This is a genomic window from Paenibacillus sp. FSL L8-0502 (assembly GCF_038593055.1).
Lineage (GTDB): Bacteria > Bacillota > Bacilli > Paenibacillales > Paenibacillaceae > Paenibacillus > Paenibacillus polymyxa_D.
In genome coordinates, this window is the sequence record NZ_CP151958.1 from 2,443,746 (window position 1) to 2,464,979 (window position 21,234).

Here is a 21,234-nt window from a genome sequence, read left to right on the forward strand (position 1 = left end):
AGACGATTTGGAAAACTGCGGGACTAGGTAAGCTAAAAGACTTAGAAATCCCCACAATTTGTAAGAATTTCTCCATTTGGAGGGTTGCGAAAATGTTGGAAAAGCGAGTCTATTCAGACATGGAATGTTGTTGTAACATAAAGTTACGCACCTTTCTTGTTGGCATGGTTGATTTGACACTTCCATGATACCAAACAAGTAAGGTGTTTTTTGTCAATACGGAAAAATTTATTCGATTTTTCCTTACTCACTCAAAGGGTTAGGCTGATTTTCTAGGTGCGAAAGTTGAGTTAATAATTTGTTAGATATGATTGTTTGTTTACCCACAAAATTTAGACATTTATTCAGTCAATCGGTCCGATCAAACCTCAACCTAATCAGCGGATATGACGGTGCTTGGAATTCGTGTATTCGCAGCCGTTGTTCATCACAAAAAATTATTGTTCAAAAGTTTGGTGGGATGAATTGAGCTAAAGAATTATATGATGAATGGTGAGAGTGGCGGCCGGAAGTCCAAACACTCCCAGCCTGACGAACCCGCCGTTCCTGCCACAGGATCACCTGCTTGCGAACCAGCGGAAGCCTTACAAATTTAAGAAGCTTTTCTAACCGTAGGAATGATTCAGCTATCCTGTACTAGAACATCGGCCATTGTAGCCACATATGTATACGGGAAACGCCTGTGGTGTACAGCTTTAGGGAGCAGCAACTTAAGAAAGGGTGAAAGTATGGAAATATTTAGTCAGCAAATTCAATCGCATACTAACCGGCGTCTTGCAGTAATTGATACGAAGTTTCCATGGAAGCTAAGTGGTTTTCGATATTGGGAGAACTTTAATATATTCGAGCAAAGGCCTGATACTTTGTTCTTTGCAACTGAACCTAATGATGATTATTTTCCTTCTAAAGTTTATCCTTTTTCTGATTTTATGAAAGTTGCAGTGTCTGAGGGGGTTACAGATGTATATTGTGTTTTCTTAAATTTAACACTTAGTTTGCTTGGGCATGGCTTTCTTCCGGATGGAAGTTATTTGCCAGGAGCAAATCCTAATCTAAATATTAAGCCATTCTTAGATGACCGAAATATTAATCTTCATGCTACCTTGTACCCTGGTGGCGGACTGGATCCATGGACAAAAAAAGAGTTTCTTTCCATTGCAGGACAGCATTGTTCGACCGTATTTACAAACATCAATGAAGTTATGGAATCGATTGTTGGAAGTATTTATTATCCCGTTGTGATTAATACCGACTTATATACATTCAAACAGAAGAAAGTTGAAATGCCTATACAGTTAACATTCTGTGCTTTTAATGCCATTAGAAAAGGTTTCCCCATTATGGCAGATGCATTTAATCGACTTACGGATGATTTTCATCTTAATCTAATTGGTGATTGGGAAGATCAATTACTTCTATTGAAAAATAAGAATTATACATTCTATGGCCTACTTTCCCCTGAAGAGTTAAAGTCAGTGTACGAAAGAACTCATATATTTCTAAATTGCAGTGTTCCGGATCGATTTGCTTTAGATGGTTTTCCAACTACGGCTGCCGTTGATGCGATATCGACAGGATGTGTACTTGTTACGGCAAACCCCCGAAATGATAGATTTATTCTTGAGGAAGGAAAGGATTATTTTGAAGTTGAACCTAACGGGTACGCAATTTCTGAGAGGTTGTTTTGGATCCAGGATCACTTTGAAGAAGCGTTGATTGTTGGAAAAAATGGTTCTAATAAGATAAAAAGTAAATTTAATGCTAGTCAAATAGTGAAATCAAAGCTTGCTAACATATTTAAGTAATTTATAAATATTTGGGTTTTGACTATATTAACTCACGGTTTTCAGCTTTGAAGCAAGAGCTGCGAGAAGGGGATACCGCAAATCGATGGGGGTTTCATTATTTATGGAATGAGAAACAAAAGCAGGAACAATTTGAGGATTTAAAAAACAAATCTGTAAGAGTGTTGTAGCATGACGCAAGTGGTATTTGTAACAAGGATGAGGGCACCCCTTTCTCTTAGGGTGCTTTTTTTATGGTTTGGAATGATATAGGAAGGGGCAAATCTTTCATTTCCTTTCCTTGAGAGAGAATTAGGAGATTTCCAAAACTTGAGAACAACGAGTAGATTGAGGCTCGATCGGACCGAATGACAGAATAAATAATATCTTATTTTTTAATGGGTAAACAAACAATCATATCTAACAAATTATTAATATAATACATGGGAACTCCAGGTTCCTTTTCTATTTTCGTCCTAGTATTTTACTTGATTGCATGGAGTTATTGTTAATAACCAGTAAAGGAGGCGTTAACTTAATGGCAATATTAACAACTGGTCCTATTGAGAACAGTCCTGTTGGTGGGGTCAGGCCGATCCAACAGGTCACTGTTAAAATGGTAAACCGTGACTTAGTCAATTCTTCAACAATATTAATTCAGGGATTCATTTTAAATGGTTTACGAACATTACATGTACTAGAACAAATAGCTTTAGCCCCCAATGCAGTTGTTACGAGAAATTATCTAGCGAACTTCGACGCATATGAATTCGTTTTTACCACAAGCGGTTTGGCAGAAGAAAGTACTGATATTTCTGTTTGGGGAAAAAACGGGAGTGGTACAATCATTGGTGCTCAGCGTATTGTTGCGGATGAGCAGTTAGAGTCTTAAAACTCAACAAATGTATAGAGGTAAAGCCACAATCATATCACATGTTTTAGAAATAAAATAGAGGGAACATGATCTTGAGATAGACCTCATTGTTTACAAGAAAAGCTTGCTTTTACTAGAAAGGAGGGAATATCTAAATGGCAGTATTATCTACTGGACCCATTGCAAACGATCCTGTTCTAGGAGTCAGACCCACCCAACTGGTCACAGTAAAAATAGATAACCGAGATTCTGTAAATTCTTCTACTGTTTTGATCGAGGGTTTTGTTTTAAACGGCAGTAGAACAGTATATGTACAACAACTAGTTGTAGTGGGACCAAATGCGGTTATAACTAGGAATTTCTTTGCAAATTTAGACGCATTTGAATTCGTGTTTACCACAAGCGGACCAGCAGTGAATGAAACTCAAATTTCTGTTTGGGGTAAAGATGCATTGGGGCAATTAGTACCTGCGCATCGGTTAGTATCTGATGAACTTTTAGGAACCGATCAAGGCGTCCAAGGACCTCAGGGTGTTCAAGGCGACCAAGGACCTCAGGGCGTACAAGGTGACCAAGGACCACAGGGAGTTCAAGGCGTACAAGGTGATCAAGGACCTCAGGGCGTCCAAGGCGACCAAGGACCTCAAGGAGTCCAAGGCGACCAAGGACCTCAGGGTGTTCAGGGCGTTCAAGGTGACCAAGGACCTCAGGGTGTTCAGGGCGTACAAGGCGACCAAGGACCTCAAGGAGTTCAAGGACCACAAGGTGACCAAGGACCTCAAGGAGTCCAAGGCGATCAAGGACCTCAAGGAGTTCAAGGTGTTCAAGGCGACCAAGGACCTCAGGGTGTTCAAGGAGTTCAAGGCGACCAAGGACCTCAGGGCGTACAAGGTGACCAAGGACCTCAGGGAGTTCAAGGGGTCCAAGGCGAACAAGGACCTCAAGGAGTTCAAGGACCTCAAGGAGTCCAAGGCGATCAAGGACCTCAGGGTGTTCAGGGCGTACAAGGCGACCAAGGACCTCAGGGTGTTCAGGGCGACCAAGGACCTCAGGGAGTTCAAGGCGACCAAGGACCTCAGGGAGTTCAAGGTGACCAAGGACCTCAGGGTGTTCAGGGAGCCCAAGGTGACCAAGGACCTCAAGGCGTTCAAGGCGTGCAAGGCGACCAAGGACCTCAAGGTGTTCAAGGCGTACAAGGTGACCAAGGACCTCAGGGTGTTCAAGGAGCCCAAGGCGACCAAGGACCTCAGGGTGTTCAAGGCGTGCAAGGCGACCAAGGACCTCAAGGAGTTCAAGGACCACAAGGTGACCAAGGACCTCAGGGTGTTCAAGGCGTGCAAGGCGACCAAGGACCTCAAGGAGTTCAAGGACCACAAGGAGACCAAGGACCTCAAGGAGTTCAAGGTGACCAAGGACCTCAAGGAAGGGTGTTCAAGGACCAAGGTCAAGGAGTTCAAGGACCAAGGACCAAGGACCTCAAGGACCTCAAGGAGTCCAAGGCGATCAAGGACCTCAAGGAGTTCAAGGCGTGCAAGGCGACCAAGGACCTCAAGGTGTTCAACAAGGTGACCAAGGACCTCAGGGTGTTCAAGGAGCCCAAGGCGACCAAGGACCTCAGGGTGTTCAAGGCGTGCAAGGCGACCAAGGACCGTTCAAGGACCACAAGGTGACCAAGGACCTCAGGGTGTTCAAGGAGCCCAAGGCGACCAAGGACCTCAGGGTGTTCAAGGCGTGCAAGGCGACCAAGGACCTCAAGGAGTTCAAGGACCACAAGGAGACCAAGGACCTCAAGGAGTTCAAGGCGTGCAAGGCGACCAAGGACCTCAGGGTGTTCAGGGCGTTCAAGGTGACCAAGGACCTCAGGGTGTTCAGGGAGCCCAAGGCGACCAAGGACCTCAAGGAGTTCAAGGCGTGCAAGGCGACCAAGGACCTCAGGGTGTTCAGGGCGTACAAGGCGACCAAGGACCTCAAGGAGTTCAAGGCGTGCAAGGCGACCAAGGACCTCAAGGAGTTCAAGGCGTGCAAGGCGACCAAGGACCTCAGGGAGTTCAAGGAGTCCAAGGCGATCAAGGACCTCAAGGAGTCCAAGGAGACCAAGGACCTCAAGGAGTCCAAGGAGACCAAGGACCTCAAGGAGTCCAAGGAGACCAAGGCCCTCAAGGAGTCCAAGGCGTACAAGGTGATCAAGGACCTCAGGGAGTTCAAGGTGATCAAGGACCTCAAGGAGTCCAAGGTGACCAAGGACCTCAGGGCGCTCAAGGCGACCAAGGACCTCAGGGAGTTCAAGGAGACCAAGGACCTCAGGGAGTTCAAGGTGACCAAGGACCTCAGGGAGTTCAAGGTGACCAAGGACCACAGGGAGTTCAAGGTGATCAAGGACCTCAAGGAGTCCAAGGTGACCAAGGACCTCAAGGACCTCAAGGAGTTCAAGGAGACCAAGGACCTCAGGGTGTTCAGGGCGTACAAGGAGACCAAGGCCCTCAAGGAGTCCAAGGCGATCAGGGACCTCAAGGAGTCCAAGGCGATCAAGGCCCTCAGGGAGTTCAAGGCGTACAAGGAGACCAAGGACCTCAAGGAGTCCAAGGCGATCAAGGACCTCAGGGTGTTCAAGGCCCTCAAGGAGTTCAAGGCGATCAAGGCCCTCAAGGAGTCCAAGGAGACCAAGGCCCTCAGGGTGTTCAAGGACCGCAAGGTGACCAAGGACCAGCTTAAGGTCAAGGTATATTTAGAGGACTCAAAAGTTATTTATAACTTTTGGGTTCTTTTTTTGTCTTAAGTTCATGTTTGCAGTCCTGCTGTAACAAAAAAAACCTTTGTCGAAGTCTCATGGAAATGATTCAGAGAGACTTCGACAAAGGTATTGGAAAATAATTGTTGGCTAATATTCTAATCAGCCTTGTTGTAATTTACGGCAACACAACCACTTTCTCTTTGCAGGACGCAATAAATTTTCCATATTGAATACAAGTTTCTAATGAATCATTTGGCTCCATAGGCCACCATCGTATGGCTCCCCTGGGAGCTTTGGAGGCATAGGTTTCGATTTCTGATGGAATTCGACCTACAACCACAATTTCGATCTCCCTAAAGTTGTTTTCAATGCCCTTTTGGAGCGTTTTAATTAATTGGGTGTGCTCTATTTCAGGACAGGAATGGGGGATAGGGAACAATATCGAGAATTTAGAAGTATCTTCTTGAATAACGTGAGCAGATTTCCGGGCAGGATCATCCGTAGAAGTCTCCCATATACGACGATAAGGCAATTGCTGTGGTAAATCGAGTTCTTTCAGTCTCATTTGTATCCTTTGAAAATAGCATCTATTTAGTTCCCCTACAAGAACCTGAATCTGCTTATTTCTTAGGAATGTAGTGTTATTCCCATGTTCGTTACGATATTGGATATATATCAAATCGGGGATGTTTGCAAATTTAGTGCAAAGAAACGTCCGGACCAGCATATCGTAATCATCTGCAACCAGTAGTTCATTGCGATGTCCCCCGATCAGATGATAACAGTCCCTTGTCCACGCACGGGGATGATTGGGTAAACCGACCAAATGTCGAATGGTTTTGCCATTAATGGTCGTATGTTTTTGTACATTTTGCCATCTGTTCATTTCATGCAGCCAGACTCGATAATGAACACTGTAGCCAAAGCCACAATCCCAGCCATACCAATGTGCATGATTGCTCCCTGCATACACTTCAGCACAATCCCCATAAACAAAGCCACAGTCAGGGTTTTGTTGAAATGCTTTGACGATTTTCTCCAGGCAGTCAGGAGTTAGCTCATCATCATGATCGACTTCTACCAAAATTTCCCCTGTACATAGACCTGCTGCAAACCTTTTGATAGCCCCTATATAACCATTGCGGGAATCCTGGCGATATCTCCGCACACGGTGATCCTCTAAAGGGAGTAAATACTCCTTGTACGTTTCATCTTCATCACCGGAATCATCCACGATTACCCATTCCCAGTTCTTGTAGGTCTGCTTCAATAAAGATTGATAAGGTCGTTGAATTTTTTCCTTTGATCTGTAGCTGGCAGTAAAGACGGATATTAAAGGTGTGTTTGAAGAAAAATGTGTAGGAGGAATCGTTCTATTCTCCGGAAGAGGATCTGTTGCCTTAAGCCAGCAGAAAAATAAATGCATAGGTTGAATTTCGTCAGGTGATTGGAAGTGTAACCAGCGTTTTTTTTCGTGACCAGGCAATGCTTTTAGTGCTGAAAATTCTCCCCACTCTTCTCCGATCGAGACGTAAACCCGAGGTTTTTGGAGGCTATTGTCTATAAGTGGCTGATCAGCCTCATACAAGTTTATTGTAATGTTATTTTCTTCCAATCTATCTATCAATTCTTTTACATGATCCTTTAAAACCTTCTTCGATACAAATAAATGAGTTGTCAGTAGCGGAGTGAAATTCAATGACATGATCATTCCCCTTTACCAGTTTCGAACATCAACGAGAGGGAGGTGCCGTTCAGACGTAAGCTATTGTTTTTATTGAAACAACCATTTTCCTGGCATCATTTTATTTCCCAGTAGTATATATGTATGTGTATGTGTTCGGGGATGTGAGAAAAATGCCAGCCCATATGAACATAGCGAATAAACCGTTTGAAACCTCCGTCGTAAACACCGAAGCATTAAAGAAAGGTGGAGTAAGTGTGGAATGCCCATTAGTAAGTGTAGTTATACCTGCATATAACCGGCCGCATACACTAAAAATCGCCATCGACAGTGTATTGGAACAAACTTACCCGAACATCGAAATTATTATCTGTGATGACAGTACAACGAATGAAGTACAAGAAATGATTGATTCTTATTTAGATTCTTTTCCCCAAGTTAAATATTATAAAAATGATAAAAATCTTTTTCTTGGAAATTGGCATAAATGTTTTGATTTGGCATCAGGTGAATATATCAATTACTTGATGGATGACGATATGTTTCATAAAGAAAAAATAGCAAGGATGCTCTATTTTTTTGAAAATTTTGAAAACATCACACTGGTTACCTCGTATCGGCAAACCATGAATGAATTAGGGGCTATTCTCCCACCGCTCTATGCAACGGAAAAGTTATACGAAGAAACAAGGATAATGGACGGAAGAATGTTGGCAAACGTTGCATTAACTCGTTGTTTAAATGTGATTGGTGAACCTACAACAGTGTTTTTCAAAAAAACAGATCTTATCGAACGGTTTGGAGTTTATAAAGGGAAACAGTATTCTCTTCTTAATGATTTAGCTTCCTGGTTGAACTTACTATCCAAAGGAAAAGCAGTTTATATTCCTGAAGCGCTAAGCTATTTTCGAATACATCCCAATCAAAATAATCAAACGCTTGGTCAAAATGCGTTCACGGAATGGTTAGATATTATGATTGCCTCGAGAGATGATGGATTTCTTGATACCAACGATTTGTTTAAAACTGCACTTCATTCTTATCATGAACGTATAAAAGGCCGTCCACAATTTGTTGCAGATATCAAGCGAATTGAAATGATATTAAAAACATTGGAATCCTAACTTGCTCATCCCATGTGCAAAGGAGGCTTGGCTTATGTTTGAAATTCCCTTCTTACGACCTAGTTTAGTAAAAAAGGAACGATTTATTGCTAATTTTGAGAAAATAGAAGAGACGCGAATTTACTCCAATTATGGCCCCTTAAATAACCTGTTTGAAGAGCGGGTCATTGCGCAAGTGTTTAATGGAATCGGTTCGGCTGTGACTGTTAGTAACGCTACCATCGGCTTGATTTTGGCTATCGCTCACAGCAAGCGACCACAGGGCAAATATGCAGTTATGCCAAGTTTTACTTTTGCTGCCACCCCACTTGCTGCTGAGTGGTGCGGGTTAGAACCCTATTTCCTTGACATTGAACCGGAGAATTGGCAAATGAATAGGGAGCAGTTAGAGCAGGCAGTCAAGCTGCTGGGAGATGAGATTGCGGTAATCGTTCCTTATGCCACTTTCGGTACAGCCATTGATTTGTCTGTATACAATAAGCTGCAGGAGCAAGGAATTCCGGTAGTCATTGATGCTGCTGCCAGTTTTGGGACTATATCTCCCGAGGAAGCCACCCATTTTGGTAAAGGCTTTGGAGGGGCCGTAGTATTCAGCTTTCATGCCACCAAATCTTTTGGTATCGGAGAGGGTGGATTGGTATACAGTTTGGACCAGGATCTCATTAAGCGAATTCGTCAGGCGGGGAATTTCGGTTTCTCCAGCAGCAGGGAGTCTGTCACCCAAGGTCTTAACAGTAAGATATCCGAGTATACCGCTGCTATCGCTTTAGCTACTCTCGATCACTTCAAAACTGTACGGGAGAATAGAAGGACGATCTACGAATATTATCTTCAAGAACTGCTCCAAGCAGACTTATTAGAACGAGGATGGTCTGTACAAAAAACACAAGGATCGGTTGTCCATCAATTTATCCCTATTCTTAGTCCGGATTCACACACGAATCAAGAGGTCGTTAAGTTATTAGCCTCTAATTCAATAGAAGCCAGAACCTATTTTTCTCCGGCGTGCCATCAGCAGAAGCAGTTCCAAAGTTATCCCCGGTCTACTCTTCATGTTACCGAGCATATTACCAAACATATTGTCAGCCTGCCCTTGTGGGAGGAACTGGATGAGATTATCGTTCGAAGAATTGTAAATGTTCTAAGAAGCTTGGGAAGAGAGACAGCCAGATGAGGAAACTCGTGATTTGGGGATCGGGCGGACATGCCAGGGAAATTAACTGGTTATGTGAAGAGTTAGGAGTTCGAGTGATAGGATTCTTAGACGAACGGCCTGAGACGAAAGGGCAGATCGTAAATGGGGTTCCTGTACTGGGGACGTTGACCGACATTAAAGCGTTAAAATATGAGGTGGAACTGATATGTGCGGGAGTGGGTGACCCAGCATTAAAGAAACGATTCGCTTATCATACAATTCAATCGGGATTTCGTATCGCAGCCCCGCTAATACATCCGCGTGTTCGTTTGTCTCGAAGAAACACCATTGGAGAGGGAAGTATGATCTTTGAAGGGGCTGTCCTGTCGGACAATATTAAGATCGGACAGCATGTGATTATCAATCGGAGTGTTAACGTGAGTCATGATGCGGTTATTGGCGATTATATAACCATAGCCCCTGGTGTGAATTTGGCAGGTAACGTAACCATAGATGAGGGGGCCTATATCGGCGTCGGTGTCTCGGTACGGGAGAGATGTCACATTGGTTGTTGGTCTATGATAGGTGGAGGTGCCTTTGTTAAAGATGATATACCCAGCTTTACCATGGCTGCAGGGGTACCAGCAGTCGTTAAAAAACGACTTGATATTCCCTGAGTAGTCTTTCTTTGGACGGACGTATTCGATTTGTAGTAATATGCTTGGCAATGAAGTGATTTACCTACCAAAAGGCCGTGCCGGAAAAGGTTCTCATAACCTGATCCCGGCGCGGCTTTTGATTAATGTACACAGATTACAGATGGATGAAAATTAAAATTTATTTTTGATTATTTTTGTATTACTTATTTTCAAATTAAAACAAAGGTGTTATAGTCTCCATAAACAAAGAATAACCACTGTAATAAAGCCTTTCAAAACTAAAACTAAACTTGGAGGTCTTTTTCCTATGGTACAAAGTCTGTGGATTTCTTCACAAGCGTCTGAGCAGAAAAGCATGCTGGAACAGCTCGTATACCGTTCTAACCTGATTGGTACAGATAGGAGTGTGTGCAATTGGGGAGGCGGTAATACTTCGGCCAAAACGACGATACCAGATTTTCGCGGGCGTGAAGTAGAAGTGATGTACGTCAAGGGCAGCGGTTCCGATCTCGCAACAATGAAAACGCATAACTTCACAGGACTTCGTATGGAGGATATTCGTCCTTTATTTGAAAGAGAAGATATGTCTGACGAGGATATGGTCGCATATTTGGCGAACTGTATGATAGATGCCAAGCATCCACGGGCTTCAATTGAGACGCTATTACATGCTTTTCTGCCTTTTAGACATGTCGATCATACGCACCCGGACGCGATTATTAGCTTGTGCTGTGCGCACAACGGTAAGGAAATCGCTAAGGAAATTTTCGGTGACCGTTTTGTATGGGTGCCTTATATCCGTCCTGGATTTAAGCTGTCGAAAATGATTGCCCAAGGTGTACTCGATCATCCACAAGCTGAATTGGTATTGATGGAAAAACATGGTCTGGTTACGTGGGGAGACACATCCGAAGCGGCTTATGCCAAAACGATCGATATCATCCGAGAAGCAGAAAGCTATATTAAAGCTCGTCAAGAGGAAAAGCAGGCGTTTGGAGGAACAAAATATAAAGCGCTTACTTATGAAGGGCGCCGTAGCATTGCATCTCAAGTTATGCCGTCGATTCGGGGAGCGGTCAGTGATGAGAAAAAGATGATTTTAACCTTTGATGACGCGGAAGATGTGTTGGAGTTTGTGAACGGCCGGGATTCTGCTGCTTTATCCCAGGTCGGGGCTGCGTGCCCGGATCATCTGGTCCATACCAAGATGAAGCCACTCTATGTAGATTGGACACCGGATGTGGAGGATGTAGAGGGCTTGAAAGTTAAGCTTGCCGAGGGTATTGCAGCCTATAAGGAGCAGTATCAAGCTTATTTCGAGCGCAATCGGCATGAGGGAGATGTTATGTTTGAGGCTGCGCCACGTGTAATTTTGGTTCCGGGTGTTGGTATGATCAACACAGGTAAAAGCTGGAGCAATGCGCAGGTAAGCGGTGCTCTGTACCATCGGGCTATCGCTGTCATGCAAGGGGCAACGACGTTAGGAGAGTTTGTTTCACTCAGTGAGAACGAGTCATATAACGTGGAATATTGGCCGCTGGAGCTTTATAAGCTGTCACTCGCGCCAGCAGAAGTTGAATTTTCCCGTAAAATTGCGTTCATTACAGGTGGTGCAGGCGGAATTGGCAGTGCAACCGCACGTCGTTTGGTGGATGAAGGCGCACATGTCGTACTGGCAGACCTGAATCTGGAAGGCGCGCAAAAGGTAGCCGCAGAGATCAATAGTAGCTACGGAGAAAACTGTGCCATTGCCGTAAAAATGGATGTGACGCAGGAGGAGCAAATTCAGGCTGCCTATGCAGAAACGGCATTGACCTATGGCGGTGTAGATATCATCGTCAACAATGCAGGCCTTGCTACATCCAGTCCGTTCGATGAAACATCGTTAAAGGAATGGAATTTAAATGTGAATGTGCTGGGAACGGGTTATTTTCTGGTTGCACGAGAAGCGTTCAAGCTCATGAAGGAGCAGACACTTGGCGGCAGCATGGTGTTCGTCGGCTCCAAAAACTCGGTCTACGCAGGTAAAAATGTAACGGCCTACAGCTCGGTCAAGGCGCTGGAAGCGCACTTAGCCCGTTGTATTGCCGCAGAAGGTGGTGAATATGGTATCCGTGTGAACACCATTTTGCCGGATGCCATTCTGCAAGGCTCGGCAATCTGGAACTCCAACTGGCGTAATGAACGCGCCACTGCCTACGGCATTGAGCCCGACCAGCTGGAGGAGCATTATCGCAAACGGACGACGCTGCTGGTCAATATTTACCCGCAGGATATCGCTGAGGGCATTGCCTTTTTCGCCTCATCCAAGGCAGAGAAAACGACAGGTTGTATGCTGACCATCGACGGCGGCGTCCCCGCTGCCTTTACACGCTAGCCGAATTAAAATGAACCTGGGTAAGCGATAGACTCATTTCAACGGCTCAACACTTAGGATTATAACGAACTAATTTAATGTACTAATCTATTTCACTAATCCAAGCCACATGTTATACACACACTAACACTTTAAAAATAGAAGTGACTTTATGGGTGGTCAGCAGCGGAGCGATCGGAAGAACAATCCGCACGCGAAGCGATCTCCCATAACTCACTTCATTTTTCCAAGGAGGAACCATGATGAGTGACAAAGCGTACGCCTTATTCGAGGAACAACAGCAACAACGAGGCATTGACCTGGAGCGAGTAAAGGCAAAGCTGAAATCGCTTAGCATAGAAACACCATCCTGGGGATATGGCGACTCAGGTACACGATTTAAAGTCTTTCAGAAAACGGGCGTGCCGCGTGATCCGTTCGAAAAGTTAGAGGATGCGGCGCAGGTTCATGCCGTGACAGGCTTATGTCCATCCGTTGCCATTCACATTCCGTGGGATAAAGTAGACAATTACGGCAAGCTTCGCAGTCATGCGGAAAGCCTCGGTCTGCGGATTGGGGCCGTGAATCCTAATCTGTTTCAAGACGAGGACTACATGCTCGGCAGTGTCACCAATGTAGACCCGGCCATCCGCCGCAAGGCCATCAACCATTTGCTAGAATGCGTAGATATTGCGAAGGAAACGGGCACGAACGACTTTAGCTTATGGTTCGCAGACGGAACGAATTATCCCGGTCAGGGGGACATTCGCAAACGGAAAAATTGGATGCTGGAAGCGCTCAGTGAAATGTATAAGGCGCTCACATCTGACATGCGCATGCTGATTGAATACAAGGCGTTCGAGCCAGCCTTTTATCATACGGATATTGCCGATTGGGGCATGGCGTATAATTACGCAACCAAGCTGGGGCCGCAGGCACAGGTGCTGGTGGATACTGGGCATCATCTGCCGGGAGCCAACGTGGAGCATATTGTGGCGTTTCTAATTGATGAGAAGCGATTAGGTGGTTTTCATTTTAATAGCTACAAATATGCGGATGATGATCTGATCGTGGGCTCCGCGAATCCGTATGAACTGTTCTTGATTTTTTATCAAATTTTAAATGCGGCTCAGGATGTGGATAAAGATATTCGGCATACGGTGGACAAAATTGCTTATTTGATCGATCAGTCGCACAATATTGAGCAAAAAATTCCGGCGATGATTCGTTCGGTGCTGAATGTGCAGACTCAATATGCGAAAGCGCTCCTAATTAATCATGCAGAAGTGGAGGAAGCATCGAGCCGCCAGAATGTGCTGGGTGCAGAGGATGCTGTGCGACAAGCGTTTGAGTTTGATGTGGCACCATTGCTCAGAGCGATCCGTGAAGAGCAAGGCTTACCAGCAGACCCGATGAAAGCTTACTTAGCGTCTGAGTATGGCACGCAGATTTTGCAAAGAGGCAAGGGTGGTGCAAGCTGGTGAGTATCCTCGCTTATGATTTGGGGGCAAGCAGTGGCAGGGTTCTACTCGGAGAATTGACGGATTCACGTATAGTGGTGGAGGAAATCCATCGCTTTTCGAATGATCCGGTCAAGGTTGGGGAACATCTGCACTGGGATCTGTTGCGTCTGTATCACGAGGTTCAGCAAGGATTGATCAAAGCCAAGCATAGGGGAGTGAATCCATCCAGTCTAGCGATTGACTCCTGGGCGGTCGATTTTGGACTGATCGGAGAAACTGGAGAATTGCTGGGCAACCCTTATCATTATCGGGATTGGCACACCCATGGGGTAATGGAAGAAGTACAGGAACGGCTGGGAAAAGAGTTTATTTTCCAGCGCACAGGCATTCAGTTTTTGACGTTTAATACCATTTATCAGCTGGCTGCTATGCGAAATGCGAGTTCACCGTTGCTGGAGCAGGCAAAGCATTTCTTGATGATTCCAGATCTGCTACGGTATTTTCTGACAGGTGAAATGTACAATGAGTTTTCCAATGTGACCAGCACGCAATTATATAATCCGTTGCAGCAAAAATGGGATGATGAGCTTTTGTCTGGAATCAACATTCCTCATTCCTGGTTTGGTGAGGTGCTGGAGCCAGGAAATGTTGCAGGAACGATCCGCTCGTCGGTTATGAACGATTTGGGCATTGGAGCGATTCCTGTGATTGCAGTAGCAGAGCACGATACGGGATCTGCTGTGGCTGCCGTGCCTGCGCTGGAGCGCTCGTTTGCGTACTTGAGCTGTGGAACATGGTCCCTGATGGGAACGGAAACGGCACAGCCTGTAATCAATGACGATACGCTTCGTTTTAATTTTACGAACGAAGGTGGGGTCAGTCGAACTTACAGGCTGCTTAAAAACATCATGGGCTTATGGATTTTACAGGAGGCGCGTAGGGAGTGGGAACGGCAGGGGTACTCCTATTCCTTCCCTGAACTGGTTCATATGGCAGAACAGGCTCCAGCATTCACTTCTTTGATTGATCCGGACGATGAACTATTTCTGCACGCCGGGGATATGAGAACACGAATTCGCCAATATTGCCGCAATACCCGACAGCCATTGCCCGAGACGCCGGGAGAAATCACGCGTTGTATTTTGGAGAGTCTGGCGTTAAAGTACCGTTACATTTTGGAGCTTACAGAACAGGTGTCAGGACAACGGTTTAATGGTTTACATATGGTCGGAGGAGGGATTCAAAATCGCTTGTTGTGCCAATGGACGGCCAATTCGATTCAAAAACCAGTGTGGGCGGGACCTGCAGAAGCGAGCGCAATCGGCAATCTTGCGGTACAATGGATGACACAGGGAAAGTTCGCCGATATATGGGAAGCCCGCTGGGTCATCGCGAATTCTATTTCCGTGGAGGAATATGAGCCTGCCGAATCAGAAGCGTGGGAGGATGCCTATGGGCAATTCCGGCGGGTAGCGGGACTTTTTGTACATTAAAGATGTGGAGTGAGATTGCCATGCTGGTCGCAGAAAGATATGAGATGATTGTGCAGCTCGTGAATGAAAAAGGAAGCATACGAGTGTCCGAATTGAGTGAGTTGTGCAAAGTAACGGAGGAAACGATTCGTCGTGATCTGGACCGTCTGGAGCAGGCGGGACGACTGCGCCGTTCGCATGGGGGAGCGGTAAGTGTCAAAAACGAGCAGCCTGAAACGCCCTATGCGGTACGGGAAATTATGAACGCAGAGGAAAAGCGCAGAATTGCCGAAGAAGCGGTTAAGCAGATTCAGCCGAATGATCGTATTTTGCTGGATGCCAGCACAACCGCCTGGTATATGGCCTCAAGTTTACCGGATATTCCTTTGACGATATTAACGAATTCGATTCGGGTAGCTACAGAGCTGGCGGGTAAGGAAAAAATCGAGGTCATTTCGACGGGGGGGCAGTTGCTTCAACGCTCGCTGTCATTTGTAGGCCCGCTCGCAGAGCGTTCCCTGGAAACCTATTATGTGGATAAATTGTTTTTCTCCAGCCAGGGGGTTCATCTGGATCGCGGTATTAGTGAATCGAATGAACTGCAAGCTCGTTTGAAGCAGAAAATGGTCAGCATTGCAGACCGTGTGATTTTACTGGCCGATGCGAGCAAATTTGGGCAACAGGCGTTTACGCATGTCGTGAACCTGTCGCAGGTATCCGAGATTATTACGGATTCGAGGTTGTCGGATCCGATTCGCAGTCAACTTGCGGAGCAGGCTATTCCAGTTACGGTTGTGTGAATTTAAAAATGTCGAGGTGGAGAGTGTCGCTCCGCGTTTCATTTGCTCTTACGCTCGCTGTTGCAGTGGGATTCTTTGATGATGTAAAACACGTTTAGGTGAGAATCCCACTGCAAGCTTATGCTTACGTAGAGAGCTTTCCTTTGGAAAGCTTTTAGGCAAACGCTGACGCTTCTCCAGATTCAAATGAACCGATCCGCTGGTATCCTCTATAAAGTAATAGCTATTCCATAGACGTAAGGGGTGTTCCGTATGAAGGTATCTTTATTTATTACTTGCCTGAGTGATGCGATTTATCCCAAGGTGGGGGAAGCGATGGCATGCTTGCTTTCCAGATATGGTGTTCAGCTGGATTTTCCGAAGGTACAGACATGCTGCGGACAGCCGTCCTATAACAGCGGCTATTGGGATGAAACGAGGGTTGCTGCCAAAACAATTCTGAAAGCGTTTAACGACAGCGATTTTGTCGTATCTCCTTCCGGTTCCTGTACATATATGATTCATCATTACCCGGAGTTGTTTAAGGATGAGCCCGAATGGCTCGATTCAGCACGGAGGCTGGAACAAAAGACGTATGAGTTTACGCAATTTATGGTACAGGTGCTTGGCGTGACCGATGTGGGCGCGTCTTTTCCGCATATAGTAACCTATCATCCGTCTTGCCATGGCACACGTTTGCTCGGCGTGAAGGAGGAACCGATGAAGATGCTTGGCAGTGTAAAGGGGCTGCAATTAGTACCACTTCCCTTTGCTGAGGACTGCTGTGGCTTTGGCGGGACTTTCGCGGTGAAAATGCCAGATATTTCGGGAGCGATGGTGACTGAAAAAGTGGACCATATCAGGGAGACCGAAGCCGAGGTACTGGTCGGACTAGATATGGCCTGCTTGATGAACATTGCCGGAAATCTTCGGTATCGGGAGGAGCCAGTTCGGGTCATGCATCTGGCTGAGCTGCTGTACGAAGGGGTGAAGCACGCATGACCGTCGTACACTCACATTCCATGAACCAAAAGGTCAAAAAACGTGCAGAGCTGGCCCTAAATAATGATTTTCTGCGGAATGCAGTTCGTTTCACTACAGAGCGTTTGCGTAACGGAAAGCAGGTGGCTTCAGAGCAACACGGAAATTGGGAAGAATGGCGTGAACGGGGCCGTCAAATTCGTCTGCATACCATTGCCCATCTGGACTATTACTTAAATCTATTTGTAGAAAATGCCCGTGCCAACGGGGTGCAAATCCATTTTGCCGATACAGCAGCCGATGCCGTACGTATTACCCTGGATATTGCTGCACATAGCCAAGCCCGTTCCGTCGTCAAATCCAAGTCGATGGTGTCGGAGGAGTTACATTTGAATCAGGCGCTAGAGGGTGCGGATATCGAGACGATTGAAAGTGACCTCGGTGAATATATTATTCAACTGGCAGGAGAGCCCCCGTCTCATATCGTCATTCCGGCGATTCACAAAAACCGCTTTCAGATTGCCGAACTGTTATCCCAAGAAGCAGGTGAGAAACTGTCCGCGGATACGACGATTTTGGCGGGCTTTGTCCGCAAAAAGCTGCGTGAGAAGTTTCTAGAAGCGGATATTGGCATGACGGGCTGTAATTTCGCCATCGCCGAGACAGGCTCCATGGTCCTGTTTGAAAATGAAGGGAACGCACGGATGGTATCCACTCTGCCCAAAACCCAAATTACGCTGATGGGCATGGAGCGGATTATTCCATCCTGGACGGATTTGGAGGTGATGGCTACATTATTGCCACGATCCGCTACGGGGCAGAAGCTGACCATGTATATGTCTGGTATTTCAGGCCCTCGGCGCAGCCAAGATGCCGATGGGCCTGACGAAATGCACATCATCATCGTAGATAACGGACGTTCACTACAGCTGGGCAATCCCGAGTTTCAAGAGTTGCTGAATTGCATTCGCTGTGGTGCTTGCCTGAATGCCTGTCCGGTGTACCGACACATTGGCGGGCACGCGTATGGCGGGACATATAGTGGCCCTATCGGTGCGGTGCTTACGCCTGCCCTTCATAGCAACATCGAAGAGTGGAACGATATTGCGAGTGCGTCCAGTCTGTGTGGTGCGTGCTATGAAGCCTGTCCGGTCAAAATACCGCTGCATGATATGCTGGTATATTTGCGCAGACGCAAGGTGGAGGCGGGACAAGGAGATAAGCTGGAAACGGCAGGGATGAAAGGTTTTGCGACCGTAGTTTCCAACTCGAAGCGATTCGCAGTGGCGATTCGGCTAGGGCAGATCGCCCAGAAAGCGATCGTCCGTAAAGGTGAAATTACCTTGAAGCTGGGCCCGTTAAAAGGCTGGAATACGTACCGTGTGGCTCCCTCTCTGGCGAAAAAATCCTTCCGTCAGCAATGGAACACGCTGGAGCATAAGCTGGAGCAGGAACGCAACGTGATGCAGCCGGATGTTCTCAGCCGAATGGAGAAGATTTTGGCAGATAGAAGTAAAGGAGGGACGCAGCATGAGTGAGCATAGTAATCCTTCTGCGCAAGCAAAAGCGGCCCATGAAGCGTGGCTTCATCAAATGGAAGAAGAATCCCGTGCCAAGCAGGTACGCTTTATGGACGGCATCGCGACGCGGCTCAAGCGTCCACGACAGACGGAGCCGCCAGTTCAGCCGTTTCGCGGGGCACCTGCATTTTGGTACGAATTCGATTGGAGCGCGGAGCGGCGCATCGAGGAGTTCACTGCTAACTTTACAAGTGTTGGCGGGCATGTCGTGCGTCTGCCGAATTTGGAGCAGACCGCAGACTGGATCGCGTGCAAAGCGCGAGAGCTGGGAGCGGCCTATATCGTCCGGCAGAATGAGCCGGACCTGGATGCGCTCCAGCTGGAATCGGCACTGCCGCAAGTCCGTTTATCGGTGTGGAACACCGATCCAGTCGAGGATTGGAAGGCCCGCGCCGCTGAGGCGGATATCGGCATCGTCATCGCCGACGAAGCGGCTGCTTACACCGGCTCGGTAGCGGTGCTATCCTCGCCGGAGAAAGGCCGTGCGGTCAGCCTTTTGCCAACCGCACTGATCATTCTTCTGCCAGTAGAGCGCTTACGAACACGACTGGGCGAGATTCTAAGCCGCTTTGACGAAGTCGGGCGTGAGCAACTGCCTGCAGGCATTCATTTTATTACTGGACCAAGCCGCTCGTCGGATATTGAAAATGATTTGACGATCGGTGTACACGGGCCAGGTATCGTCTATACGTTGTTAGTGGGCTAGCGTGTAGACCGCCTAACGAGCATGATAGAGGGGAAAACGGGTTTCAAAATCTGTTTGTCTGCGATTACTCCTAACCGAAATGCGGCCATTGTGCAGCTCGGTAATACTTTTTGTAATCGCAAGGCCCAGCCCGGTGCCTCCAGTTTCCTTGGAACGTGATTTGTCCACCCGGTAAAACCGTTCAAACAAGTACGGGACATCTTCCGCAGGAATTGGGGTGCCGTAGTTGGTGCAGATTACCACCGCCTCGTCGTCTTCGCGTCCTATGGTGATATCAAGGCGTTTGCCGTCTTTTCCGTATCGAATAGCGTTGGAAAACAAATTTTCATACAGGCGTACCATCTCGTCGGTATCGGCTAGAATCCGAACAGGCTCGACGATTCGGACACGGTAGGACATGTCTGCCTGTTCCAGAGAGGGTACAAATTCCTCAGCAAGCTGAGTGAGCAATTTGCCGAGATCTACAGGCTCCAGCTCCAGTGGCAGGCTGCCACCGCTCACACGCGTGTATTCAAACAGCTCGTCGATCAGCTTCTTAAGCGTCAATGACTTTTCATAAGCAATGTTCACATAATAGCGCAGCTCAATTTCATCCCGATAGCGGTCGGTTTCAATATATTCCAAAAAACCGATCACGGATGTTAGCGGGGTACGAAGATCATGGGATACGCCAGTGATCAGGTCGTTTTTGGCCTTGGCAGAAGCCCGTTCTTCTTCCAGCAAGAGACGGAGCTTGTCCGCCATGGTGTTCATATTTTTCGCCAAGGTACCCAGCTCGTCCGCTGAAGAAACAGGAATCGTATAGGACAGGTCTCCGTCAGCAAACTCTTGCATCCCCGTCGTAATTTCGCGAAGGTAACCAATCGTATTTTTGGTAAAAAGGAAAAAGAAATAAATATATGTAGGTAGCCCGCCTACCAGCATGATCAGTGGGGACCCAATGTGATTTACGGTCCAGCGAACCAGACGGGTGCCAAAAAATGAACGGGAAGGATTCAGCCATAGTAGCAAAGATGCTCCATAATAAGACACCATCAAAATCAGTCCGGTTAGAGCGAAAGCGGCAAGGCTAAGGGCTGCCAGCTTCCATCCCAACGTATCATATCGTTTTGCCTTCAAGACGTGAATCCTCCATTAATCGAATTTTTCCATTTTGTAGCCGATGCCCCACACCGTTTTTAGATATTTGGGTTTTCTCGGATCAGCCTCAATTTTCTCGCGAATTTTACGCACATGAACCATCAGCGTGTTGTTGGATTCCAGATATTGCTCCTTCCACACTTTTTCATAGATCTGCTCCATGCTCAGCACTTGACCACGATTACGGGCCAACAGCTCGACAATGGCAAATTCTCGTGGGGTCAGCTTAATGGATTCTCCGGCGAGAGTGACCTCATGCGTAGCAGAATTAATGGAGAGTTCATCCAGTATCATTTCATGCTCCGATACAGGGGAGGAATGGGTATATTTCCGTACTCTACGCAGCTGGGATTTAATGCGTGCCACCAGTTCCAACGGGCTGAACGGCTTAGTGACGTAATCATCGGCCCCAACGCTGAGTCCTGTGATTTTGTCCATATCTTGTCCCTTCGCAGACAACATAATAATCGGAAAATGCTCGGTTTCCCTGATCTTCATGCAAGCTTCAACCCCGTCCATATTGGGCATCATCACATCAAGCACCATCACATCTATCGATTCCCGACTGATTTGCTCCAGAGCTTCCAGTCCGTCTCGTGCCATAAGCAGTCGATATCCTTCATTTTCCAAATAAATTTGCATCAGCTTAATAATTTCAGGCTCATCGTCTACTAATAAAATGGTTCCGTTATGCATGGCCCGTGCACCCTTTCTGTTCTTTCCAGCAGTATACAATATGGCGTATTATATACTTTTTTAAAGATGG

At 46.6% G+C, this 21,234-nt stretch carries 17 protein-coding genes; 14 read left to right on the forward strand and 3 right to left on the reverse strand.

Annotated elements, in window-relative coordinates; genetic code table 11:
* The first annotated feature begins 728 nt into the window (after positions 1–728).
* The 4 genes from NSQ57_RS11135 to NSQ57_RS11150 all read left to right on the forward strand — a co-directional run bounded on the left by NSQ57_RS11135 (position 729) and on the right by NSQ57_RS11150 (position 5,434).
* The gene (locus NSQ57_RS11135; protein ID WP_342426023.1) at positions 729–1,805 is read left to right on the forward strand and encodes a glycosyltransferase; all 1,077 of its coding nucleotides are present in this window, start codon (positions 729–731) and stop codon (positions 1,803–1,805) included.
* A gap of 517 nt (positions 1,806–2,322) precedes the next feature.
* Positions 2,323–2,676 (forward strand): hypothetical protein, encoded by a 354-nt coding sequence (locus NSQ57_RS11140; protein WP_029519178.1) that lies wholly within the window; start codon positions 2,323–2,325, stop codon positions 2,674–2,676.
* 513 nt (positions 2,677–3,189) lie between these two features.
* Positions 3,190–4,227: a hypothetical protein gene (locus NSQ57_RS11145; protein ID WP_342426024.1), complete on the forward strand. Its 1,038-nt coding sequence runs from the start codon at positions 3,190–3,192 to the stop codon at positions 4,225–4,227.
* Positions 4,228–4,288: 61 nt separating this feature from the next.
* Positions 4,289–5,434: a hypothetical protein gene (locus tag NSQ57_RS11150; RefSeq protein WP_342426025.1), complete on the forward strand. Its 1,146-nt coding sequence runs from the start codon at positions 4,289–4,291 to the stop codon at positions 5,432–5,434.
* 130 nt (positions 5,435–5,564) lie between these two features.
* Here NSQ57_RS11150 and NSQ57_RS11155 read toward each other — a convergent pair whose 3' ends face one another.
* The gene (locus NSQ57_RS11155; RefSeq protein WP_069012380.1) at positions 5,565–7,094 is read right to left on the reverse strand and encodes a glycosyltransferase; all 1,530 of its coding nucleotides are present in this window, start codon (positions 7,092–7,094) and stop codon (positions 5,565–5,567) included.
* A gap of 236 nt (positions 7,095–7,330) precedes the next feature.
* On the opposite strand from NSQ57_RS11155, the gene NSQ57_RS11160 reads away from it, so the two are divergent.
* From NSQ57_RS11160 to NSQ57_RS11205, 10 genes are all read left to right on the forward strand, one after another.
* The gene (locus tag NSQ57_RS11160; RefSeq protein ID WP_029518455.1) at positions 7,331–8,197 is read left to right on the forward strand and encodes a glycosyltransferase family 2 protein; all 867 of its coding nucleotides are present in this window, start codon (positions 7,331–7,333) and stop codon (positions 8,195–8,197) included.
* Positions 8,198–8,231: 34 nt separating this feature from the next.
* Entirely contained in the window at positions 8,232–9,371 is a 1,140-nt protein-coding gene (locus NSQ57_RS11165; RefSeq protein ID WP_029518454.1) for an aminotransferase class I/II-fold pyridoxal phosphate-dependent enzyme, read from the forward strand.
* Positions 9,368–10,009 (forward strand): acetyltransferase, encoded by a 642-nt coding sequence (locus NSQ57_RS11170; protein ID WP_039275128.1) that lies wholly within the window; start codon positions 9,368–9,370, stop codon positions 10,007–10,009. The genes NSQ57_RS11165 and NSQ57_RS11170 overlap by 4 nt, the downstream gene beginning before the upstream one ends.
* A gap of 289 nt (positions 10,010–10,298) precedes the next feature.
* The gene (locus NSQ57_RS11175) at positions 10,299–12,368 is read left to right on the forward strand and encodes a bifunctional aldolase/short-chain dehydrogenase (RefSeq protein ID WP_342426026.1); all 2,070 of its coding nucleotides are present in this window, start codon (positions 10,299–10,301) and stop codon (positions 12,366–12,368) included.
* Positions 12,369–12,610: 242 nt separating this feature from the next.
* Complete coding sequence (gene rhaI / locus NSQ57_RS11180) at positions 12,611–13,831, forward strand: L-rhamnose isomerase (protein WP_342426027.1); 1,221 nt, start codon at positions 12,611–12,613, stop codon at positions 13,829–13,831.
* On the forward strand, positions 13,828–15,303 hold the full coding sequence (gene rhaB, locus NSQ57_RS11185; protein WP_029518450.1) for a rhamnulokinase: 1,476 nt from the start codon (positions 13,828–13,830) through the stop codon (positions 15,301–15,303). Before rhaI ends, rhaB begins: the two co-directional genes overlap by 4 nt.
* Positions 15,304–15,323: 20 nt before the next feature.
* On the forward strand, positions 15,324–16,082 hold the full coding sequence (locus tag NSQ57_RS11190) for a DeoR/GlpR family DNA-binding transcription regulator (RefSeq protein ID WP_029518449.1): 759 nt from the start codon (positions 15,324–15,326) through the stop codon (positions 16,080–16,082).
* Between the two features lie 252 nt (positions 16,083–16,334).
* Positions 16,335–17,063, forward strand: a complete 729-nt coding sequence (locus NSQ57_RS11195; RefSeq protein ID WP_342426028.1) for a (Fe-S)-binding protein — start codon at positions 16,335–16,337, stop codon at positions 17,061–17,063.
* The gene (locus NSQ57_RS11200; protein ID WP_342426029.1) at positions 17,060–18,580 is read left to right on the forward strand and encodes a LutB/LldF family L-lactate oxidation iron-sulfur protein; all 1,521 of its coding nucleotides are present in this window, start codon (positions 17,060–17,062) and stop codon (positions 18,578–18,580) included. The genes NSQ57_RS11195 and NSQ57_RS11200 overlap by 4 nt, the downstream gene beginning before the upstream one ends.
* Positions 18,573–19,328: a lactate utilization protein gene (locus NSQ57_RS11205; RefSeq protein WP_029518446.1), complete on the forward strand. Its 756-nt coding sequence runs from the start codon at positions 18,573–18,575 to the stop codon at positions 19,326–19,328. Before NSQ57_RS11200 ends, NSQ57_RS11205 begins: the two co-directional genes overlap by 8 nt.
* 12 nt (positions 19,329–19,340) lie before the next feature.
* Here NSQ57_RS11205 and NSQ57_RS11210 read toward each other — a convergent pair whose 3' ends face one another.
* Positions 19,341–20,447, reverse strand: coding sequence for a HAMP domain-containing sensor histidine kinase (locus NSQ57_RS11210; protein WP_165150818.1), 1,107 nt, complete (start codon positions 20,445–20,447; stop codon positions 19,341–19,343).
* A 15-nt stretch (positions 20,448–20,462) separates the two neighbouring features.
* Positions 20,463–21,164: a response regulator transcription factor gene (locus tag NSQ57_RS11215; RefSeq protein ID WP_029518444.1), complete on the reverse strand. Its 702-nt coding sequence runs from the start codon at positions 21,162–21,164 to the stop codon at positions 20,463–20,465.
* Between the last annotated feature and the right edge of the window lie 70 nt (positions 21,165–21,234).

What these genes read in the sequence shown, in the direction of transcription:
- NSQ57_RS11140 (WP_029519178.1), top strand. Translation starts at nt 2,323, where the DNA reads ATGGCAATATTAACAACTGGTCCTATTGAGAACAGTCCTGTTGGTGGG.
- NSQ57_RS11165 (WP_029518454.1), top strand. Translation starts at nt 8,232, where the DNA reads ATGTTTGAAATTCCCTTCTTACGACCTAGTTTAGTAAAAAAGGAACGA.
- rhaI (WP_342426027.1), top strand. Translation starts at nt 12,611, where the DNA reads ATGAGTGACAAAGCGTACGCCTTATTCGAGGAACAACAGCAACAACGA.
- NSQ57_RS11155 (WP_069012380.1), bottom strand. Translation starts at nt 7,094, where the DNA reads ATGTCATTGAATTTCACTCCGCTACTGACAACTCATTTATTTGTATCG.
- NSQ57_RS11195 (WP_342426028.1), top strand. Translation starts at nt 16,335, where the DNA reads ATGAAGGTATCTTTATTTATTACTTGCCTGAGTGATGCGATTTATCCC.
- NSQ57_RS11200 (WP_342426029.1), top strand. Translation starts at nt 17,060, where the DNA reads ATGACCGTCGTACACTCACATTCCATGAACCAAAAGGTCAAAAAACGT.
- NSQ57_RS11170 (WP_039275128.1), top strand. Translation starts at nt 9,368, where the DNA reads ATGAGGAAACTCGTGATTTGGGGATCGGGCGGACATGCCAGGGAAATT.
- NSQ57_RS11135 (WP_342426023.1), top strand. Translation starts at nt 729, where the DNA reads ATGGAAATATTTAGTCAGCAAATTCAATCGCATACTAACCGGCGTCTT.
- NSQ57_RS11205 (WP_029518446.1), top strand. Translation starts at nt 18,573, where the DNA reads ATGAGTGAGCATAGTAATCCTTCTGCGCAAGCAAAAGCGGCCCATGAA.
- NSQ57_RS11190 (WP_029518449.1), top strand. Translation starts at nt 15,324, where the DNA reads ATGCTGGTCGCAGAAAGATATGAGATGATTGTGCAGCTCGTGAATGAA.
- NSQ57_RS11215 (WP_029518444.1), bottom strand. Translation starts at nt 21,164, where the DNA reads ATGCATAACGGAACCATTTTATTAGTAGACGATGAGCCTGAAATTATT.
- NSQ57_RS11175 (WP_342426026.1), top strand. Translation starts at nt 10,299, where the DNA reads ATGGTACAAAGTCTGTGGATTTCTTCACAAGCGTCTGAGCAGAAAAGC.